Source organism: Paraglaciecola sp., from assembly GCF_051252315.1.
In the GTDB taxonomy this organism is placed as follows: domain Bacteria; phylum Pseudomonadota; class Gammaproteobacteria; order Enterobacterales; family Alteromonadaceae; genus Paraglaciecola.
Map to the genome: position 1 here is coordinate 25498 of NZ_JBPOFP010000019.1, position 20688 is coordinate 46185.

General features: G+C 38.4%; 15 protein-coding genes. 8 read left to right on the forward strand and 7 right to left on the reverse strand.

The annotated features are described in order from the left end of the window. Window positions 1-66: 66 nt before the first annotated feature. Window positions 67-2502 (forward strand): glycerol-3-phosphate 1-O-acyltransferase PlsB, encoded by a 2436-nt coding sequence (gene plsB / locus ACSHXM_RS05705; RefSeq protein ID WP_435687774.1) that lies wholly within the window; start codon window positions 67-69, stop codon window positions 2500-2502. A gap of 121 nt (window positions 2503-2623) precedes the next feature. Then, window positions 2624-3643 (forward strand): patatin-like phospholipase family protein, encoded by a 1020-nt coding sequence (locus ACSHXM_RS05710; RefSeq protein WP_435687775.1) that lies wholly within the window; start codon window positions 2624-2626, stop codon window positions 3641-3643. Window positions 3644-3706: 63 nt separating this feature from the next. Here ACSHXM_RS05710 and ACSHXM_RS05715 read toward each other — a convergent pair whose 3' ends face one another. Further along, complete coding sequence (locus ACSHXM_RS05715) at window positions 3707-5308, reverse strand: carboxylesterase/lipase family protein (protein ID WP_435687776.1); 1602 nt, start codon at window positions 5306-5308, stop codon at window positions 3707-3709. Window positions 5309-5466: 158 nt separating this feature from the next. On the opposite strand from ACSHXM_RS05715, the gene ACSHXM_RS05720 reads away from it, so the two are divergent. Together ACSHXM_RS05720 and ACSHXM_RS05725 are read left to right on the forward strand one after the other, a co-directional pair. Next, window positions 5467-5778, forward strand: a complete 312-nt coding sequence (locus ACSHXM_RS05720) for a hypothetical protein (RefSeq protein ID WP_435687777.1) — start codon at window positions 5467-5469, stop codon at window positions 5776-5778. 21 nt (window positions 5779-5799) lie between these two features. Further along, entirely contained in the window at window positions 5800-6498 is a 699-nt protein-coding gene (locus ACSHXM_RS05725; protein WP_435687778.1) for a helix-turn-helix transcriptional regulator, read from the forward strand. 66 nt (window positions 6499-6564) lie between these two features. Here ACSHXM_RS05725 and parC read toward each other — a convergent pair whose 3' ends face one another. Continuing rightward, window positions 6565-8883, reverse strand: a complete 2319-nt coding sequence (parC, locus tag ACSHXM_RS05730; protein ID WP_435687779.1) for a DNA topoisomerase IV subunit A — start codon at window positions 8881-8883, stop codon at window positions 6565-6567. Window positions 8884-9057: 174 nt separating this feature from the next. Between parC and ACSHXM_RS05735 the strand changes: the two genes are divergently transcribed. Further along, the gene (locus ACSHXM_RS05735; protein ID WP_435687780.1) at window positions 9058-12186 is read left to right on the forward strand and encodes a 7TM diverse intracellular signaling domain-containing protein; all 3129 of its coding nucleotides are present in this window, start codon (window positions 9058-9060) and stop codon (window positions 12184-12186) included. Here the strand turns inward: ACSHXM_RS05735 and ACSHXM_RS05740 are convergent. Together ACSHXM_RS05740 and ACSHXM_RS05745 are read right to left on the reverse strand one after the other, a co-directional pair. Then, complete coding sequence (locus ACSHXM_RS05740) at window positions 12175-12864, reverse strand: DUF2982 domain-containing protein (protein WP_435687781.1); 690 nt, start codon at window positions 12862-12864, stop codon at window positions 12175-12177. The two genes, ACSHXM_RS05735 and ACSHXM_RS05740, sit on opposite strands and share 12 nt — an antisense overlap. A 295-nt stretch (window positions 12865-13159) precedes the next feature. Beyond that, a complete protein-coding gene (locus ACSHXM_RS05745; RefSeq protein ID WP_435687782.1) occupies window positions 13160-13477 on the reverse strand; it encodes a DUF3718 domain-containing protein in 318 nt (105 codons plus the stop codon). Window positions 13478-13948: 471 nt separating this feature from the next. Here ACSHXM_RS05745 and ACSHXM_RS05750 point away from each other — a divergent pair, with 471 nt between their 5' ends. Together ACSHXM_RS05750 and ACSHXM_RS05755 are read left to right on the forward strand one after the other, a co-directional pair. After that, window positions 13949-15010 (forward strand): agmatine deiminase family protein, encoded by a 1062-nt coding sequence (locus tag ACSHXM_RS05750; protein ID WP_435687783.1) that lies wholly within the window; start codon window positions 13949-13951, stop codon window positions 15008-15010. Then, entirely contained in the window at window positions 14997-15893 is an 897-nt protein-coding gene (locus ACSHXM_RS05755; protein WP_435687784.1) for a carbon-nitrogen hydrolase, read from the forward strand. Before ACSHXM_RS05750 ends, ACSHXM_RS05755 begins: the two co-directional genes overlap by 14 nt. A 173-nt stretch (window positions 15894-16066) precedes the next feature. Here the strand turns inward: ACSHXM_RS05755 and ACSHXM_RS05760 are convergent, their stop codons facing one another. Further along, entirely contained in the window at window positions 16067-18316 is a 2250-nt protein-coding gene (locus ACSHXM_RS05760) for a tetratricopeptide repeat protein (RefSeq protein WP_435687785.1), read from the reverse strand. A 126-nt stretch (window positions 18317-18442) separates the two neighbouring features. Further along, window positions 18443-19138 carry a CPBP family intramembrane glutamic endopeptidase gene (locus tag ACSHXM_RS05765; RefSeq protein ID WP_435687786.1) on the reverse strand — a complete coding sequence of 232 codons (696 nt, stop codon included), beginning with the start codon at window positions 19136-19138 and terminating at the stop codon, window positions 18443-18445. 108 nt (window positions 19139-19246) lie between these two features. On the opposite strand from ACSHXM_RS05765, the gene ACSHXM_RS05770 reads away from it, so the two are divergent. Beyond that, window positions 19247-20149, forward strand: a complete 903-nt coding sequence (locus ACSHXM_RS05770; protein WP_435687787.1) for a LysR family transcriptional regulator — start codon at window positions 19247-19249, stop codon at window positions 20147-20149. 54 nt (window positions 20150-20203) lie between these two features. Here ACSHXM_RS05770 and ACSHXM_RS05775 read toward each other — a convergent pair whose 3' ends face one another. Further along, window positions 20204-20635, reverse strand: coding sequence for a DUF3859 domain-containing protein (locus tag ACSHXM_RS05775; protein WP_435687788.1), 432 nt, complete (start codon window positions 20633-20635; stop codon window positions 20204-20206). Window positions 20636-20688 lie beyond the last annotated feature (53 nt).

The window sequence follows — 20688 nt, forward strand, 5'->3', positions numbered from 1 at the left end:
TGAGAGCAATTAAAACCGGTTCCCTATGTTATGCTTCTCCTGTTTTAGAAAATGAAGGTGAGAGATATGCGATGGTTGGATAGATTACTATTTTCAATGGTAACCACTCCTATCAAATGGTTGGTAAAAGTAAAAAGTATTCCCAGTGACATTGAAAATGAACTTGGGATCGATAAATCAAAACCAATCGTTTATTTATTACGCACTCATTCTGTTACCGACCAGCTTGCTTTAAAGGTTTCAGCATTATCACTAGGTCTACCAAAACCGACAGTGAACATTGAAGTAGACGACATCTACTTTCCAGCCTGCCTATTTTTAACTAATCCAAACTCAGTTTTAAATCGTAAAATTAAAAATACTGATATTAAAGAAAACGCAGCTAAATTATTCAGTTTGCATCGTCAAAACCCTGATTTAGATATCCAGATTGTCCCCGTATCTATTCTATGGGGCCGAGCTCCAGGCAAAAATACCTCTGGTTGGGCAGACGTTATTGCTAACCAAGTCTCACCAAGTTGGTTACGTAAATTTTTTATAGTGTTGTTTTTAGGTCGAGATAATTTTGTTAGTTATAGCAAAGCTGTATCTTCTAAAAATATGATCAAGTTAAAAGGCAGTGATTCAGACATAGCCCATAAACTTATTCGTGTTGCCGGCACTCACTTTCACCGCAAAATGCAGACCATGACGGGTCCAAATCTTCTTGAGAAACAACAGCTGTATAACAGTGTATTAGGCTCAAAATCTGTCACCCAAGTGATAGCACAAGACGCTAGTTCTAAGAACAAAAGTCAAGAACAGATTAGAAATCAAGCCAAAAAATACCTTGACGAAATAGCCGCAGATTACCGTGAAGGAATGGTTCGTATTGGTGAAAAATTATTAACTAAAGTTTGGAATAAAATATATAACGGCATTCAGGTTAAACATGCATCTAGGGTAAGAGAGCTTGCCCAAAGCGGACATGAAATAATTTATGCGCCTTGCCACAGAAGCCATATGGACTATTTGTTACTGACCTATGTTATTTACCATGAAGGTTTAGTAACACCACATATTGCAGCTGGCATTAATCTTAACTTTCCTCCCGTGGGTGGTTTATTACGGAAAGCTGGGGCGTTTTATCTTCGAAGAAGTTTTGCAGGCAACAAATTGTATACCGCAGTATTTCGTGAATACTTAGAATTACTGTTCAATAAAGGTTATTCAGTAAAATATTATCCTGAAGGCGGGAGAAGTCGAACAGGCCGCTTATTGCCCCCCAAAACAGGTATGCTCGCCATGACTTTACAAGCGTTAATTAAAGGCGTTAATCGTCCTGTGAGTATTGTCCCTGTATATATTGGTTATGACCATGTCATGGAAGTATCCAGTTATTTAAAAGAACTGAAAGGCACAGACAAAAAGAAAGAATCATTTTTCCAAGTATTCTCTGCAATCAAAAAGCTTAAAAATTATGGAGTTGGTTACTTAAATTTTGGTGAACCCATCAACTTATCTAACTATCTTGATCAAAAGGAACCAAACTGGCGAGAGCACAAAGATAAGGAATCAGACAAAAAGCCTACATGGCTGACACCTGTTGTTAATGACTTAGCAACAGATGTCATGACAAGGATTAACCAAGCGACGGCTATCAGTGCCATGTCTATTTGTGCAACATGTTTATTGGCAGCTAAAAAACACGCCATTCCTAGAACTGAGTTAGAAAGAGCTATTGACCATTATCTGGGGCTGTTAAAAAACAGTGAATATAGTCATTTAACAACTATTCCTCAGGTTAGTGGCAAAGAATTATTGGCCGACACTCTTAAGCGTAAAAAACTCACAATTAGCGAAGACGGATATGGCGAAATTGTTTCTTTAAGAGACCAAAATGCAGTGGCTCTGACTTATTATCGAAATAATATTCAACACCTATTTGCCCTACCAAGTTTGATTGTAGCCGTGGTTTTTTCGCATAAAAGTTTAACTAAATTACAAGTTCTAAAATTGGTAGCTAGTTTATATCCCTTGTTAAAACGTGAGTTATTCATTCATATGGATCAAATTCAAGCCGAATCATATTTAGCGTCATTATTAGACAATATGCTGGAAATGGGGTTACTCAATGAACAAGAAGGACAAGTTCTGCCACCGGAACCAAGCAGTAATGCGTTTTATTCTGCTTGGTTATTGAGTCAAGGGATCCAAGAAACCTTGCACAGATACGCTGTCGTTTTAACATTATTGTCCAAAAATGCCTTAATTAGTCGCAGTGAATTAGAAGCCCAAAGCCGTCAATTTGCCCAAAGATTATCTAATCTTCACGGCCTTAGTTCACCTGAATTTTTCGATAAAAATGTATTATCTAGTTTTATTAGCGCTTTAAAAGAAAACCGACTTATAGAAGCCGATGAAAATGGGCAATTAAGCTATACAGAAAAAACCGAATCATTATGCCAAGATGTTATCCAACTTATAGAGCCTGAGATCACTCAACGACTACAACAAATATAATTATTTTCGACGCTTCTTAATCAGAATTGAGAAAATTTTAGCTATGATGAACTATAACAAACGCTAAACACTCGTTAATTAAAACGAAAAGCGCATAAACGGCAATAATAAGGAATATTAAATGTCTAAACTAATCTTATCTTTAGATGGAGGCGGTATTCGTGGCGCCGCTACCACGCAGTTCTTAACTCATGTAGACCAACAACTTCAAAAAGAACATAAAAAATCTTTACGAGACTGTGTGGATTTTTATGCAGGTACAAGTACTGGCAGTATCATAGCGTTAGCACTGGCTACAACAGACATGCCTATGAGTGATATTAACGATTTGTATAGCTTCGAAAATGCAAAGAGAATTTTCACTCCAAATAAAGGCTGGTTTGAAGTGGATGGAATTAACGCACCTAAATATCAAGCTCAAGGCAAAACCTCAGAATTAATGGACCGATTAGGCACTGCAAAATTAGAAGATGTACCAGAAGGCAAACATGTACTCGCCGTAACCTATGGCATTGAACAACGTAGACCATACGTTTTCAAATCCAATAAAGCGCAATATAAAAGCTTATTTTCTTATCAGGTTGCAGACTCTTCTAGCGCAGCCCCGACATACTTCCCTACCAAAGAACTACAATTACCACCGCACAAAGACGAACATTGGCTAATTGATGGGGGTGTCATTGCCAATAACCCAACTATGTGTGTGTTTGCAGAGGCAAGTCGATTATGGCCCCAAGCTGAAAAAAGAGTTTTATCGGTAGGCACAGGCTCACATTCAAGAAAAATTAATGGCCCCGATTCTCAAAAGTGGGGAGCAGTACAGTGGATGGCTAAAGGACAGCTTATCGATTTACTCTCTGATGAAAAAGTTGTCGCTTATCAGGCGATTACAATTACTCCGCCAGGAAAGTATATCCGAGTTAACGCTGAAATGAGCTCACAACCAGGTTTATCAGTGGCCCCTGATGACGCAATGGACGATGTCAGTCAAACCAATATTAAACGTTTAAAAATATTAGGAGACTTCTGGTTTGAGCAATATGGTCATGCTGCCGTTGAGCTACTTAACGACAGCTACAAGGGTCCATCATTAGATAGAATTGATCCAGCTTCAGGTAAGCCAGTCATTTATACCCCCTAACTTTTCAAGATAAAAAGTTATCAAAAAAAGAGGTGAAGGCCTTCACCTCTGATTAACCTTACTTCATTTGCTAACAAGCTTATTCAAACCAGAATATCTCACGTGTAAATAATCCACATTTTCCGCAAAAGGTTTAGCGTTAATCACGAGTTGTTTACCTTGATTAAACTCAGGCCACTTCACTAACCCTTGGCCATTAGGGTTTCCCGTTTTTATAAAATTGATAAAATACTGCTGCAATATGCCTGAGACTTTATAGTCTTGGGGTTGCCAATGATACATAGGATTAACGTCTAAATTACCCAAAGCATACTCAATCTCAGCCGAATGTGTTGCTCCTCTTGCCGGGGATTGTTTCCAATTATTAGTCCAGTATTGGTCTTTCATGAGAGGTCGAATATGAGCATAATTATAAAAATAAGTCGATTTAGTATTGGTATCAGTTACTGATTTCATCCAATTCCAGGTCGACAGGCTTATAAATGCATCACTGGCCATAGCTTGTGCTGCATCTTTAACCTGACTTTCATTTTTTGCAGGATACAACTCCAACATAGTTTTATAGTTAGATGGATAACGTGATTTCACTGCAGCCTGATAGTTATCGACAGTCGGTGACTGATTTTTCAATACACTTTGGTAACTCCCCTCTTGTGAGTTATTGCCCGCCATTAATGGCACCTTGGCGTATTCCCCTTGTGCATACATTTTTTTAGCCGATTTGGGTAAAACATAATTATCTACATTGGCAGAAAACCAAACAAAATTAGCTTTGGTAGCGGCGTCTAATAAGTCTTTAGCTGAAAGATTTTTTAAGGCTGCTATTGATTCTTTACTCGACAAGTCGTTTTTATTTAAAATGCCTTTGGCAATTTTTACTCCTCTATCTTCTGCAGCTTTTAAGCTACTCACTCGCTTGGAAAGCAATGAACCGCTTTCTCCAATCGCGCCATTTATATAATCACGTGATAATGGTGAGGCCATCAATGCACTCACAGAAAAAGACCCCGCAGACTCGCCAGCAATAGTTACTCGCTTGGGGTCACCACCAAAAGAGGCAATGTTTTGATTCACCCACTTAAGCGCAGCGGCTTGATCCATAAAAGTATAATTACCTGAACCTTGATAGCCAGAATCGGCCGACAACTGTGGATGAGCGAATAGCCCAAACACCCCCATACGATAATTCACGGTCACGCTGACAATGCCATTTTTCGCCATGTTTGCACCGTCGTATCGTTTTTCTGAGCCATCCCCCGCAGAAAATCCACCACCATAAAAATACACTAATACCGGTAACTTCTTTTCATCAGTATTAGGCGCCCACACGTTTAAAAATAAACAATCTTCACTGACTCCACTATCTCGAAATTGCATGTCACTGAACATTGGATTTTGCATACATTTAGCACCAAAAGATTGAGCATTTCTTACTCCCTGCCAACTATTAGGTGCTTGAGGAGGCTGCCAACGTAACTCTGCTACAGGTGGAGCAGCGAAAGGAATACCTTTAAACGACCTTACTGTGCTCGCTAATTCCAAATCACCTAACAATAGGCCTTGATTCACTTTTAGCTGGGTAGCCTTTTGTGCGTTAGTTGATGCTTCACTTATAGCGCAATAAAAACTCAAGCCTAATATCACACAAATTTTAAACAACGGCATACAAACCTTCCAATGATGAGAACGACGAATAACTAGTTACCCTATCGACTCTTTAGAATGAACACAACAATAAAACAAATCAGTGATCTCTACTGACATAATGATGGCAACAAGCTGAAGTTAGAGTAGTCACTCAACTTATTACAGGAGTTTCAAATATGAACAGCACCATTGAGATAGTCACTTATAAATTAAAACCAGGTATTGCAGATGAACAATTGCAAAATACCCACAGCACCTTAAACTCTTTTTGTTCTGAGCAAGAAGGTTTTATTTATCGTTCTATCAGTCAAGACCAAGAAAATACTTGGTTTGATATTGTGTATTGGAAAAATATGGAATGTGCTAAAAAGGCTGGTGACAACTTTATGAAAAGTAAAGTTTGCCAAACCTTGAATGAATTGATTGACGACAAAACACTCGTCATGCGTCATATGCAGGCAGACAGTGAAAAGTGCAGCACCAATTAAGAATAATACTTTAGGGAAATCATGAGAAAAGCAGAACGCTTGTTTCAACTGTTAAATATATTACGAAGTCGCCGAACTGTGATAACAGGTCAGGAACTTGCTGAACAGTTGGGTGTATCACCACGCACCGTCTATCGAGACATGCAGGCACTGTCTTTATCAAATATACCTATTGAGTCAGAAGCCGGGGTGGGATACAGAATTCGCCCTGGCTTTAATTTACCCCCGCTAATGTTTGAAGAGGATGAACTAGAAGCACTTTTGTTAGGCGTTAAAATGGTTCAAGGCTGGAGTGACCAGGAGTTTGGGGATGCAGCAACTAGAGCTTTCGATAAAATCAAAGCCATATTGCCAGACAAAATACATACTCAACACAACAAACATGCTGATTGGCTTCAAGTGCCTAAGTTTTCTCCACCCAACCATTCGGATATCAGTCAATCCTTGAAATCAGCCATCAAAAAACATCAACAACTTTCTATGGAATATTTAAGCCTTGCTGATGAAAAAACCAAACGGGAGATATGGCCATTGGGCTTAGTTTACTGGGGAAAAGTATGGACTCTAGTAGCTTGGTGTTTGTTGCGAAATGATTATCGTGTTTTTCGATTAGATAAAATTGTCGCACTGAAAAAAGAGGAAATCATTTTCAAGCCTTCCAATACCTTATCGCTGCAACATTATATTGCTCTACAAGAAAGTGAACACTGTGAGAAATAGACAACTAGCTACCACTTACCAATAACTAGTGCCTATTTTGATGTATTTAACCTGAACTCGGGTTATTTAGTCAGTCGTAATATCACCCGATATAGAACCATCCGCGCCAATACTTTCTTCGGCGGATACACCTGGAGCTTCAACTTCAATTCCATCAACGCGCTGTAGACCTCTAGGTAACTTATTACCTCTACGACCACGCTCGCCTTGATAGTGCTCTAAATCATTTGCCGTAAGTGTCATGCCTCGTTTACCAGCAAGTATTTTGACATTAGCACCTAGTGGCACTACGGCTAATACCTTGACATATTCTTCTCTAGATTGCGCCTTAGCACTTGGAATACTAATTAATTTATTCCCCTTACCTTTGCCTAAACAAGGTAGATCTTTTAACGGGAACATTAACATTCGGCCTTCATTAGAAATAGCTAAACACCAATCCGTTTGCAAATCATGCACAGCTTGCGGCTTAATGACTTTGGCTGCTGCCGATAAAGACAAGTACGCTTTACCTGCTTTATTCTTGCTGACCATGTCACTAAATTTACCGACAAAACCATAACCCGCATCAGAGGCCATTAAATACTGTTGTTCATCTAGTCCCATAACAACATGTTCGACATTCTCGCCACCGACCACGTTAAAGCGACCGGTTAAAGGTTCACCTTGGCTCCTAGCAGAAGGCAATCCGTGAGCATCACACGCAAAAGCTCTACCAGATGAATCTAAAAATATTACTTGTTGGTTACTGCGCCCTTTGGCACTGGCTTGGTAACTATCGCCTGCTTTATAACTTAAGCCTTCAACGTCAACATCATGACCTTTTGCACATCGCGCCCAACCTTTTTCGGACAAGACGACTGTGACCATTTCTGAAGGCATTAACTCTTTTTCAGACAAGGCTTTAGCTTCTCCACGAGAGACGATAGGAGAACGACGGTCATCACCATACAATTCTGCCGCCGCTAAAATTTCTTTCTTAATCAGGGTTTTCAATCGTCGATCTGACCCTAGTAACTGCTGTAACTCATCACGTTCTTTTGCCAATTCATCTTGCTCACCTTTGATTTTCATTTCTTCTAATTTAGCAAGGTGACGTAATTTTAAATCTAAAATCGCTTCAGCTTGAATATCCGACAAAGAAAATTGAGCCATCAATTCTTGTTTTGGTTTATCTTCATATCGAATAATTCTGATGACTTCATCAATGTTCAAGAAGGCAATCATTAAACCTTCAAGAATATGTAATCTGGCTAAGACTTTATCAAGCCTAAATTGTAATCTACGCACCACCGTATCTTTTCTGAAGGTCAACCATTCGGTCAAAATCATACGTAGATCTTTGACTTGAGGACGGCCATCCAAGCCAATCATGTTAATGTTTACACGATAACTTTTTTCCAGGTCAGTGGTCGCAAACAAATGCTGCATTAACTGTTCTATATCCACTCGATTAGAGCGTGGAGTAATTAATAAACGAGTTGGATTTTCATGGTCTGACTCATCACGTAAATCGCTTACCATTGGCAGTTTTTTGGCCTGCATTTGACTAGCAATTTGCTCTAACACTTTGCCGCCAGAAGCTTGATGAGGTAACGCAGTAATGATTACATCACCATTATCTTCATGATAAACAGCACGCATTTTGACTGAACCACGACCGGTTTGGTAAATTTTACTCAAGTCTGCTTTTGGCGTGATGATTTCAGCATCGGTTGGATAGTCAGGGCCTTGAACAAACTCCAATAACTCATGCAACTCAGCTTTACTGTTATCTAATAAATGGGCGCAAGCATTCGCGACTTCTCGCACATTGTGCGGTGGAATATCGGTAGCCATACCTACCGCAATTCCTGTAATACCATTTAATAAAATATGCGGCAAACGAGCGGGTAATACTTTCGGCTCATCTAAAGTTCCATCAAAATTAGGCTGCCAGTCTACTGTTCCTTGGCCTAATTCGGTTAACAACACTTCACTAAATTTAGATAACCTAGACTCGGTATAACGCATTGCTGCAAAAGACTTAGGGTCATCTGGTGCGCCCCAGTTGCCTTGACCGTCCACAAGTGGGTAACGATATGAAAAAGGTTGCGCCATTAACACCATAGCTTCGTAACAAGCCGAATCACCATGTGGATGAAATTTACCTAACACATCCCCGACAGTACGCGCCGACTTTTTGTATTTGGCTGCGTTATTTAGTCCCAATTCCGACATAGCGTAAACAATACGCCTTTGTACGGGTTTTAGACCGTCACCGATGTGAGGCAAAGCCCTATCCATAATAACGTACATGGAATAGTTTAAATAAGACTCTTCGGTAAAACGACGCATCGTTAATTGTTCGATGCCATCTGTATTAATTATGGTTTCTTGGCTCATGCTGGACTATTTACACCACTTTATAGATTGCTAAATGAGATGTTCTGATAACCTAGGTTACCTTATAAATGCGCGGGATTAAATCACCAAAAGATAAACAAATAGTTGATTGCCTTTAACAACAGTCGAATGGTTTAATACCACATCACACAAACTTTCTTTGGTTTTAATTTAATGTGGGCTAGCTTGTTCAAATTTTTATGTCTATCACTGCTTCTGATTCCTGTTTTAACTTTGGCTCAAGGCGACGTACAGTTAATTTCGACAGACAATACAATTCGATTATCACCACAACTAAAAGTGTTTAAAGAAACGGATCAACCCCTCACTTTAGCTCAGATTATTAGTAAGAAAAATGAATTTACTTGGCAAGCGGCAGGAAAACCCAACTACGGTTTTTCAAACAAAGGGGTATGGTTAAACACCAGTATTAGTAATGTAACAGACGTGCAACATTGGGTCTTAGATGTCGCGTATAGCCAATTAGAAAAAGTAGATATTTACCTTTTATTAGACAATAAAATTATTGCTCAATCTCATCAAGGCGTAAAAGGAAAACCTAATCAATACCGTTTTCCTACACTTCGGCTGGATATTCCTTATGCCCAAACCCTTGAACTATATATAAGAATTGAAAATACCCATTCAGGCCTATTAGCACCTGTGGACATCCAAACCGAAGCAAACCATGAAAAAACAAGTTTTTATGACAACCTATTGTGGGGTTTATTTTATGGCGGGTTAATAATGCTAGGGGCCTATAATCTACTCTTATACATAGGCTTGAAAGATGAAAGTTTACTCACCTACAATGGTTACATAATATCAATATTACTGTGGCAACTCGTATGGGGAGGCCATTTTAAACTGCTCTTTCCAGAGTCCTTAGTCAGTTGGCTGGGCTCACACACCGATCTTGTTTTTATCATTATAGGGCTTAGCTCCGGGCTATTTTCCATTACCTTACTAAACGCCAAAGAAAACGCTCCTAAGACCTTGCCTTATATTAAAGCTTGCTTAGTAACTTTCGGGGTATTGGTAGTGTGTTGCGTAATCGGAATATTCCCGCAATTATGGCAAAATATCTTAGTGTATTTCGTAAGCTTAGTTGCCATGGTTTGTTATCTATATGCAGGATTTGAAAGTTTTACCAATCGCTTTTATCCTGCGCGATATTTCATCGTTTCATGGTGTATTTTAATATGCAGTAGCCTTACCGTTGTGCTCCATTTAGCTGGCGTATTTCATGACAACTTATTTACTTCTTACAGCTTCCAAGCTGGACTCTTTATTCAAGCATGTTTATTTTCTGTTGCTCTTATTGAGAAAAACCGTCATCAATTGCAACTTGAAGTAGAACAAGCCACACAAGATTTAACTAATAATATTGAGTTGGTTGAAGAACAAAATGTCAGATTAGATATAGCCAGAAAAGACGCAATAGCAGCCAGTAATGTTAAATCTCAATTTCTAGCTAACATGAGTCATGAAATTCGTACCCCTTTGAACGCCATACTCGGTTTTAGTACCGAACTGGGCGCTGGAAATTTTCCTCCAGAGAAGCAAGAACAAATAAGCATTATCAATGCCGCTGCCGACAACTTGCTTAACATCGTCAACGATGTGCTCGATTTTTCAAAAATTGAAGCCGGTAAATTACAAATTAATAATCATCCATTTTCTCCCAATCAAATGTTGGAAGATGTAGTGGGCATAATGGCAAAATCTGCTCATTTAAAAAACTTAGAGTTTATCTACAACTTAAGTCCACTGCCTGAAAAACTAATTGGTGACAGCTACCGCATAAAACAAATTCTCAATAATTTGTTAGGCAACGCTTTAAAATTTACTGATACAGGGCAAATATATCTGTCCGTTAAAGGCATAGAAAAAGAACACGGTATATACGAACTGGAGTTAAAAATTGAAGACTCTGGTATTGGTATTAGTAAAGAAGACCAACGCAAATTATTTGCAGCATTTTCTCAAGTAGATGATGCATTAAGTCGTTCATATCAAGGTACAGGTTTGGGACTCGTTATCTGTCAAGAATTAGTCAAAATGATGCATGGCGACTTAACATTACAAAGTGCTCAAGGCATAGGCAGTATATTTACCGTCAACATTAGAGTAAACCTGCTTAATACCACCTTATCAATTAAGCCAGACGGTAATTGGAAAGATAAAAATATCATTTATTTTGATCCCAATCCCATGTCTAGATATTGTGGAGTAAAAATTCTGACTGCAATGGGAGGCAAAGTAACAGGCGTTGAATCTTTAGCTTTTTTACGCCAGTTAACCCAACCTCAAGATACACTATTTATTTGTATTCCGGGCAACAAAGCCAGTATGTTACCCAGTATTCTTGAAGCCTCTCGGCACATTAATGCAACCAACAAGATCATGCTTTACTCGGGTGTCGAATCACTTTCTGCAAGGTCTGATTTATCACAGTATTTTTCTAACAAACTACGTTTACCGCTTACCCTTGGCAAGTTAAATAGTTTGATGAACGTGCCAACTAAGAGCCCAGTGAATGTGCTGCAACAAAGGCTTCAAGCCTTACCTAAAGCGAGAGTTTTAGCCGTTGATGATATGGAAATGAACCTAAGGCTACTGACAACTTGGTTAAAAAACTCAAAATTACAATTAACCTTAGCATTAAGTGGCAAAGATGCCGTCGAGCATTGCCAAGAGCACGAATTCGACCTTATTTTAATGGATGTTCAAATGCCTCATATGGATGGATTACAAGCCACAAGGTTAATTCGCCAAACTCCTCTCAACTTGGGTACACCTATCATTGCGGTAACAGCACATGCATTTAAAGAAGAGCAAGATCGTCTTTTAAGCTCCGGAATGGACGACTATTTGCCTAAACCAATTAACCTATCTGATTTAATCGATTTAATTAAACGCTGGTGCCAGATTACCGATGCTACCGATGACTCTATACCTAGCTTTGATTGGGAGCTCGCATTAAAAAATGCCAATTACAATAAAGACGCAGCACAAGACTTGTTACGTCAATTTATTCTGCAACTACCCGAATTAGCCGCAGAGATTGAAACTCATAATCGCCAAGAAAACTATTCAGAAATGCAAAGTTCAGTACATAAGTTACATGGTGTTTGTTGTTATACTGGTGTGCCAGCACTGCAACAAATTTGTGACAAAGTTGAAAGCTCGTTGAAATTACAACAAATAGTAAAAGCCCAGCAAGACTTACCTATGTTGATAGATGAAACAGCAAAAGTGTTAGAAACAGTCAAACAAGATAACCAACACTTATTCACTTAATACCTTATTTTGGCACTGCTTCAGTAGTGCCAAAAAATCTTGTTCAGGACGGTCGAAATCTGAAGATGACACATATATGTCATAACCTAGGTTTTGCCTTAATTTGCCCATTCTATTAGCAAACATACCTTGAATACCTCGATATTCTTTACCACAAGCGTTCTTATAATAATCATTCTCTAAAAGGTCCTCGGCTAAACATTGCCCACTAGCACAATTTGAATTGTGTCCCCCTGTACTCAATTGGTGAAATAACAGTGATCTTTGTTCCATCAACAAATTTGTCATTAATCTTGGCGAGATGTTATTTAGAAAAACGCTGTAATCTTTGAGCTTAAAGGCCACCATATCTAGATCTTGGTTTTGTATACCAGCATTAACTTTAGGGATATCAATTCGCTGAATATTAGTCCAATCAAGCAACCAACTTCCATGTCTAGATTGATAACGAATATTGCTTTTGGTTAACTCAAAACTATAGGTAGGCTCTTGATATTTCACCCAAGCAATAATCAACATCACACAAGCTAAAGTAATCACAAATATTCCGGCTAGGTAATATTGTTTGGGCAATACTAGAAGTAATAAGACACCAATTAGTAAGCCAACACTGCCAGCCAAGGCACTCACCAGCACATTCTTTTTAGCAATACTACGGATTTGAATTACGTCTGACATTCATTAAGTCCAAAAATATAAATAAACGATGCACATTAAAATAGCCCAAACCACCATGGCTCGAATTTGTTTACACTTAGCACAATCTGTTTGCCACCAAGACCGTTTTCTTTTGTCTGATTTCGCCATGCTAATCACTTAGACAAATTAAGAGGTACCACTATTGTAAGAAATGACAGTAAGAGAAGATAGGGAAGAATTATAAGAGTAAAATTAAAAACGCAGTGATATTTCACACCGCGTTTGTCTAACATGTTTAAAGCGTTAATCAGGTTTAACCCAATTAGGTTAAACTTTACTTCTTAGCTTGCTTTAAAAAAGCAGCGACTTGAGTTGCAGCCCTCTCTTTAGAGAACTCAGTTAAACCCAGGCCATTACACTTAATACCTTTTTCAGTAATAAGTATGTTATTCACTCTTTTTTGTGAACCGGAAACTTCACCCACCTGACTGCGTAAACTTTTTTTAAGCAAAGATACATCATCTGCAACAACAGCTTGGCAAAAATTCTTATAATTAGTGTCACCTTTATATTTAATCTTACTTTTTGATTCCATGGCCGCATTTGCATTTAATGCAAATAGCGCGATAGATACAGCAATTAACTTTTTCATAATTTATCTCCAGTATTTAAATTGTGCGCTTTTGACCGCAATCAAATTAAGCCAGATGTAGTATGGAAGTTCTGTTATCTTAATGATCAATATCAGTAAAAATCATGTAAATCAATATGTTACAAAAACATTAAATCATTATCTTATTGAATTTGTTGATGTTTTAGTCACCTCATATAACTATTCAGAATGACTTTTTGTATTACATCTTCAAAAAAGTCTAAAGATTAAGATACAAAAATTACCAAGAGCGCTATTTTTTCTTCTTGTTAACAGCTGTTAACAAGTATCAGGCCAAAAAAATTACAGTTTCCTGAGCATGCAATGGCGTATTTATAATGAAGCACATATTTTATGCCAAGAATAGTTAACTGAGCTACCTTTAAATAAAGATGAAAACAATGCAGCTAACACAAGACAGCTACTTCACTTACAATTACAATTACAAAAAACACCTTACTTCAATTTTTCATGACAGCTAAGCAACAACTTCTCCCTGAGTGGACAAATCAAGAAGCCATCATACTTGCCTGGCCCGATAAAACTACTGACTGGGCTCCATGGTTAACTGCTGTGCAGACGGTTTATTGTGACATTATCGTTCACTTAACTGAGAAGCATACTGGCGTGATATTATTAATTCGCCAATCTGAAGTTGAATATTGTAAAACGCTACTGCCTAAATCAGCTGAGGTATTACTTGTCATCGCTGATTACAATGATACTTGGGTGAGGGATTATGGGTTCTTAACCTGTTCTAAACAGGGGGTGATGTCGCCCGTAGAATTTACCTTTAATGGTTGGGGGCAAAAGTTCGATGCCAGCAAAGATAACCATATTAATCAGACGGTATTAGCAAGTTTGTGTAAAAACGCTATCGAAGCTGTTGATTTGGTATTAGAAGGTGGGGCCATTGAAATAGACCAAGGTGGAACCTTATTATCAACTCAGCTTTGTTTGTTAAACCCCAAACGAAATGACGGAATTCAACTTAGTGAATACAACAAAATATTCGCTGAATACTTAGGCGCCTCACAAAATATTTTCTTAAAACATGGTCATTTAGAAGGTGATGACACGGATGGCCACATAGATACCCTAGTGCGTTTCACCCCAAATAATGGCCTAGTTGTTCAATCTGCTTTTAATCGACCAAATGACACACATCACTCTGGCCTAGCTGCTTTGGTATCGGAATGTCAAAAAGCTTTTCCAAACCATAAAATATTTGAGTTACCTCTGCCTTGTATAAAAAATATTGAACAAGATAGGTTGCCTGCGTCATACGCAAACTTTCTCATTTCAAATCAACAAGTTTTGTTTCCTATCTATCATCAGCCAGAAGATGTGTTAGCCATGGATATCATGAAGCAAGCTTTCCCAAAACATAAAATTGTACCCATTGACTGTTTGCCTCTAATTCAACAATTTGGCAGTCTGCATTGCATCAGTATGCAAGTGCCAAGTGGTACACTTAAACCCACAGTCTTAGCCCAATTCGCCAAGGGAATTACTCAATATGCAGAGCAATAACAAATTAAAAGTTGGCTTAGTGCAACAGTCAGTAGCGAGCAATAACAAAACAGATAATTGGCAACGCAGTGCCGAGCAAGTTGAAGAATTAGCCCAACAAGGTTGCGAGTTAGTTCTACTCCAAGAATTGCACAGCACCTTATATTTTTGCCAACAGGAAGACACTCACGCTTTCGATTTGGCAGAGCCTATTCCAGGTCCAGCAACCGACTACTTTGCCAAACTTGCAGCGCAACTAAACATAGTGCTTATAACCTCTTTATTTGAAAAGCGCGCACCAGGTTTGTACCACAATACCGCCGTAGTGTTTGACCGCCAGCAAGGGTTAGTAGGTAAGTACCGCAAAATGCATATTCCTGACGACCCTGGATTTTACGAAAAATTTTACTTCACCCCCGGTGATTTAGGCTTTGAACCCATACAAACCAGTGTCGGTAAACTCGGCGTATTGGTATGTTGGGATCAATGGTACCCAGAAGCGGCTAGATTAATGGCTATGAAAGGAGCTGAAATACTGTTTTACCCTACTGCCATAGGTTGGGATAAAAACGACACCTCTGCAGAACAAACACGCCAACACGATGCCTGGCAGACCATTCAGCGTAGCCATGCAGTGGCCAACTCACTGCCCGTAGTAGTCGCTAATAGAACAGGTTTTGAAGCTTCGCCAATTCAAGGCGATCCGGGTATTCAATTTTGGGGACAAAGTTTTATCGCAGGTCCTCAAGGAGAAATATTAGCTCAAGCATCAAGTGATACTGAACAAACACTCGTGGCCGAAATTGATCTTAATCGCACAGAAGACATAAAACGTATCTGGCCTTATTTTAGAGACAGAAGAATAGATGCTTATGGTGATTTAACCAAGCGCTGGCGAGATTGAATAGTTCATTCATAACGTACCAGGGGCTGTAGATATTTGATGTATAAACTTCGTTCGCACTAAACGTTTTTTAATCGAGGCGCTGACATCAAGGCCTAATGGCTTAAGTCAAAAATCAGCAACTAATACTACAAAGTGTTTAGGCAGCCCCCTGGGCAGCGTTTGTACGTACTTTAGGGTCTATATTCAGCGTGAAACTTTGCTAAATAATTTTTCCACTTTCCATGGCGATTAAAGAGCTCCTTTACTTTAGGGTGTAGCAATAATTGCGGGTTTATAGACAATGAATAAGCAGCCAATATATCTACTTGAACCGACTTAGGATTTTTATTATAAAAATTCACAAAACTCGAAACAGCTAATTCCAAATCCACCCAACTCATTGCTTCCCAATACATATTAATGTGATCATCATTGTCATTGGTTAGATGTTGCTCTAATAACTTTCTTGCTTGCCCTTTATTACCCAGCACCCAGTGAGCTTTAGCTTTAGATGCCAACATAAAAGTATCCCATGATGCTTGAAGGGTAAACCAAGGATGGACTTCCATAGCAATCAGTTTTTCAGCAATTAAACTTGCCTCTTTAGTATTGCCATTATGAAAATGTAGCCCCATGGATTCAGTCTTTAACCACCTATAAATACCCACATCCCAACTTTCACTATTTTCATCTATCTGCTGAAGTTTGGCTAACGCATGAATACGTTCGGCATCATAAGCAAATGTCGCTAAATCTGCTAGGCGCACATCACGAATACTAAGCAGGTTATCTTCCCATTTACTTATTTCGGTCGCTTCTCGCAAAATAGGCAAAAGACTTTCGTCCGCAGAATCAATAAACGCATTGAGTAAATACCGAGTTTTACTCCGTGGTGTGACTCTCCCCATCACCAAAGCGTCTTGGCTATCGGGTACTATTTGAAGTAAACGATTACTTAAGCGCTGCATATTTTCTTCATCATGAAAATACTGGTTATAGATGGTCAAAACCGCCGTTACCATACGGGCATTAAATGGGTCTAACTTTAAGGCTTTCTCAAAAAGAGGCATGGCCAAGAGTTCTTCTTCTTTTGAACTGGCTTTTTTTAATGTCCACCAGCCTAAATTATACCAAGCGAGTGCATTTGTAGGATTTTCTTTTAATATACGGTCAAAAATAAGTTTTCGCTCGAGCATAACGGATTCTGGTTGTGGCCAAATATGGTCCACGATACTTGCCAACAAAGTATCGGGATGCTCTGGTGCAAATGCGACCACTTTATTTAACGCATTAGCTGATAATCGTCTAAAGTTTTGCTCTATCTCTAATGCTGTTTTGCCCGTTTCCATAAACCACGGGCGATTATTAGCTCGCACTGCCATTCGTGCATATGTCAATTTTAATCTCGCCCACGCTTCTACAAAGAAAGGATCCAACTTCACCGCTTTTTCTAACATTTCTCGACGAAGCACTAAGCTTTCCTCAGTTTCGCCTTGTTCTTTCTCAACACTTAAACTTTTTATGTACAAGTCATAGGCCTTGACACTAGTGGTCATCACGCTGTCTAACTCACCAACTGATTGTGGCAAAATTTCTACTTGCAGTGAGTTAGTTATTTCTTTGGATAATTCGGTTTGGGTGGCAAACACATCGATTAACTCTCGATCAAAGTTACTTGCCCATAAATGATGGTCATTTAATGCATCAATCAACTGAATGGTCACTCGCACATGTTTACCGATGCGGCGTACAGAGCCTTCCACTACATAATTCACCCCTAATGCTTTACCTATCTCACTCAAAGTATCGTCAGACAAAGCATAACGCAACATAGTAGTTCGCGACGTCACTTTTAAATTTTCTATACGGGTTAAATTAGTCAGGATATCTTCATGCACGCCATCAGCAAAAAAGCCATTTTCTACGTCTGCGCTCATATTAATAAGTGGCAATACAGCTATGGAAAGCTCTTGAACTGGGGTTTCTTGCTTTGTATTAACTAGTGGTTGCTCAATAGGTCCGGTTCGTAAATAAAAAAAGACCGAAAGTGCACCAAAAATTATGGTGGGGATCATGGCTGCATAGATGATAATCAGAAAATTACGCTTTTTCTGATGTCCCTCTGACACAGGTTCAACACTTATTTTTGTCGATTTTTTTATTCCTTCAGGGGTTAATTCAAAAGCCCAGGCTAGAATTAACGCTATTGGAAAACCCAACAACACACACATAATGACTAAACGTAACGCCCAATCAGGAATCAATAAACTAGGAAATGTCGCTACCGCAACCTGTATTACTAACCAAGCCACAATAGAATAAACGATTGCCACGCGAACCACTTTACGGCGTTTTAATTCAGCCCATAAAACACCCAAACTAAAAGATGAACTAGAGTCAATCCGTTCTTTATCATTAGGAACCGGTGGAGTAACTGCCATTAATGTTCAAATAACGTGACTAAAATATGTACTAAAAGAGTAATGTAACAAAATAATTTTTACTAGGTGTTTATCTTATTTCTTTAATCTCCCTTTACTTAAATAGTAAGATTTGAGTAAAGGCAATTAATTAGTAGGCGTGACTTTATTCCTTGCTATATAGCTGTTAATTCCGCCATAAACATCCATTGCTATATGTAAAATGATAGGAATGATTAAAGTTTCAGTAAATATATACACACCACAAAATACAAGTCCGATTAACCCCGTTCTACACACATTCGCCCAGCCTTGATACAAGTGACATAAACCAAAAATAACGCTTGATAACAATGCAGCTCCGAGCAGGCCGATATACTCCGTTAATAATTGCAGTAAATACCCACGAAATATAAGTTCTTCACAAACGCCCGCTGAAACAGATAACCCAAGCGTAAATAGCACTAACTGATTTTTGTTTCTAGGCATAAACCAAGCTAACGATGACATTTGTTCGGCAAATGATATTTGAGATTTTTCATCTTTCACTAAAGAAAATGAAGATAAAATAAAATAAACGATGATTAATATTAAAATACAAACAGAGCTAATTGATTGCCAATGACTAGCCCAAGTAATACCAATAGACGCTAATGACAAAGGCGAAAACACAAGGTGTACCACTAAAAAAAACACCGGCAACCAAAGTATTACAATACCTTCAAGGTAAACCCTAGATAGACTGGTTTTATTAGATACTATTTTTTGTTTACTTTTATCAAGCACACTAATCATTACCATACAAAAAATAGACACGATTAATAATAATTCTGTTAATTGCATAACCTTCTCCTTTTCAATTCGGAGAATAGATTAGCTCTGAGTGTTACTTATGTATATAGTATACAAATTTAGATTACCTAAACTAAAAGTTTACATTAAGAGTGGCCTTTGCTAAAAGTTGAGCAACTTAAAATCTTTATTGCCCTTACTGAATTAGGCACCATGACTGCTGTAGCCAATAGCTATCAAGTATCGGTTATGGCTGTAAGCAAAAAGATATCTATGCTTGAAAAACAACTAGGCCAGCCCTTATTTTCAAGAACTAGACGTAGTTTCACTTTGACTCAATTTGGCCAAGACTTTAAGTTACATGCGCTTCAAGTTATTGCTCAACTAGATACCTTAGAAAGTTGGGTTGACGAACAAAATGGCCATATAAGCGGCACGGTTCGAGTGCTATGCCAAGCACCAGAAATGATCCACGAAACGATTATTCCTTGGCTAGATAAGTTCTTAAACACCTATCCTGGTTTAAATGTTGAATTAGATGTAAAAGAATCTGTGATAGATTTGAATACTGATGATTACGATATATTTTGGGGGGTATCAGATTACTTAGGTGATCAATTTTCAAACTTAAAGCGCCGAACGCTATGGACTTGTGATTATGGTTTATTTGCTTCACCTAACTATTTACGCCTACATCCAATACTAAATTCACCAGACGATTTAGACATGCATACCGTGATTGGTTATTTACATAATAAACCAGCTGACATTGTCATTTTTCAAACAGATACGGGAGAGCTTGCACACAAAACCATTCAAAATAGAATTAAAAGTGTCACTGGTTTAGTTGAAATGGCCTGTAGTGGTTTGGGCATTATTAATGCTGGAAACGATGACGTTAAAATTCAACGGGCAATACAAGAGGAGAAATTAGTACCGGTTTTATCTGAGTATTGGTATAAAAATGTGTCTACCTATGTGTATTACCATCAAGTAAAAGGTGAACAAGCAAAAGTCAGAGCATTTATAGACTACTTCATTGCTCAAAAAAAATATTGGTAACAAGCCTAAAAGTTAGTCACTAGAACGAAACCATTCAATATATGAATTAACGAATTAATAACCGCGCTTTTTCCAAAACTGAATCTCGCCATCACCATGTTCAATCAATACACTAAAGGTTTTATCTGCAATTACCTTACCGTCACACTCAATGACCATGCGCCAATCACCCACTTTATTATGTACCGGTTCCCAAACCGTGTCTCCTAAATAAAACTCCCAGTCATTATTTCGGACGTAAACCTGCCCCTCAAAAGGCTCCATTATCCTACCTTTATCGTCTGGAATATCAGGATGATACATGGTCCAATCAAGGCGTTTACCTTTAGCCTTTTTAGCATGCAATATAAAACCAAATTCAATATCGACTTGAGCCGGTACTTTTGTGGTGAAGGTTTTTATTTGAGGCAGTTTTTTACTTTTTTCATCCCAATTTTCATAAATACCAAAACTAGTAATTTCGAAATAGGATCGTAACTTGGACACCGAGTTCCCTAACATTTAGTTTATTTTACGTATATAGTACTGAGAGTTGCCTA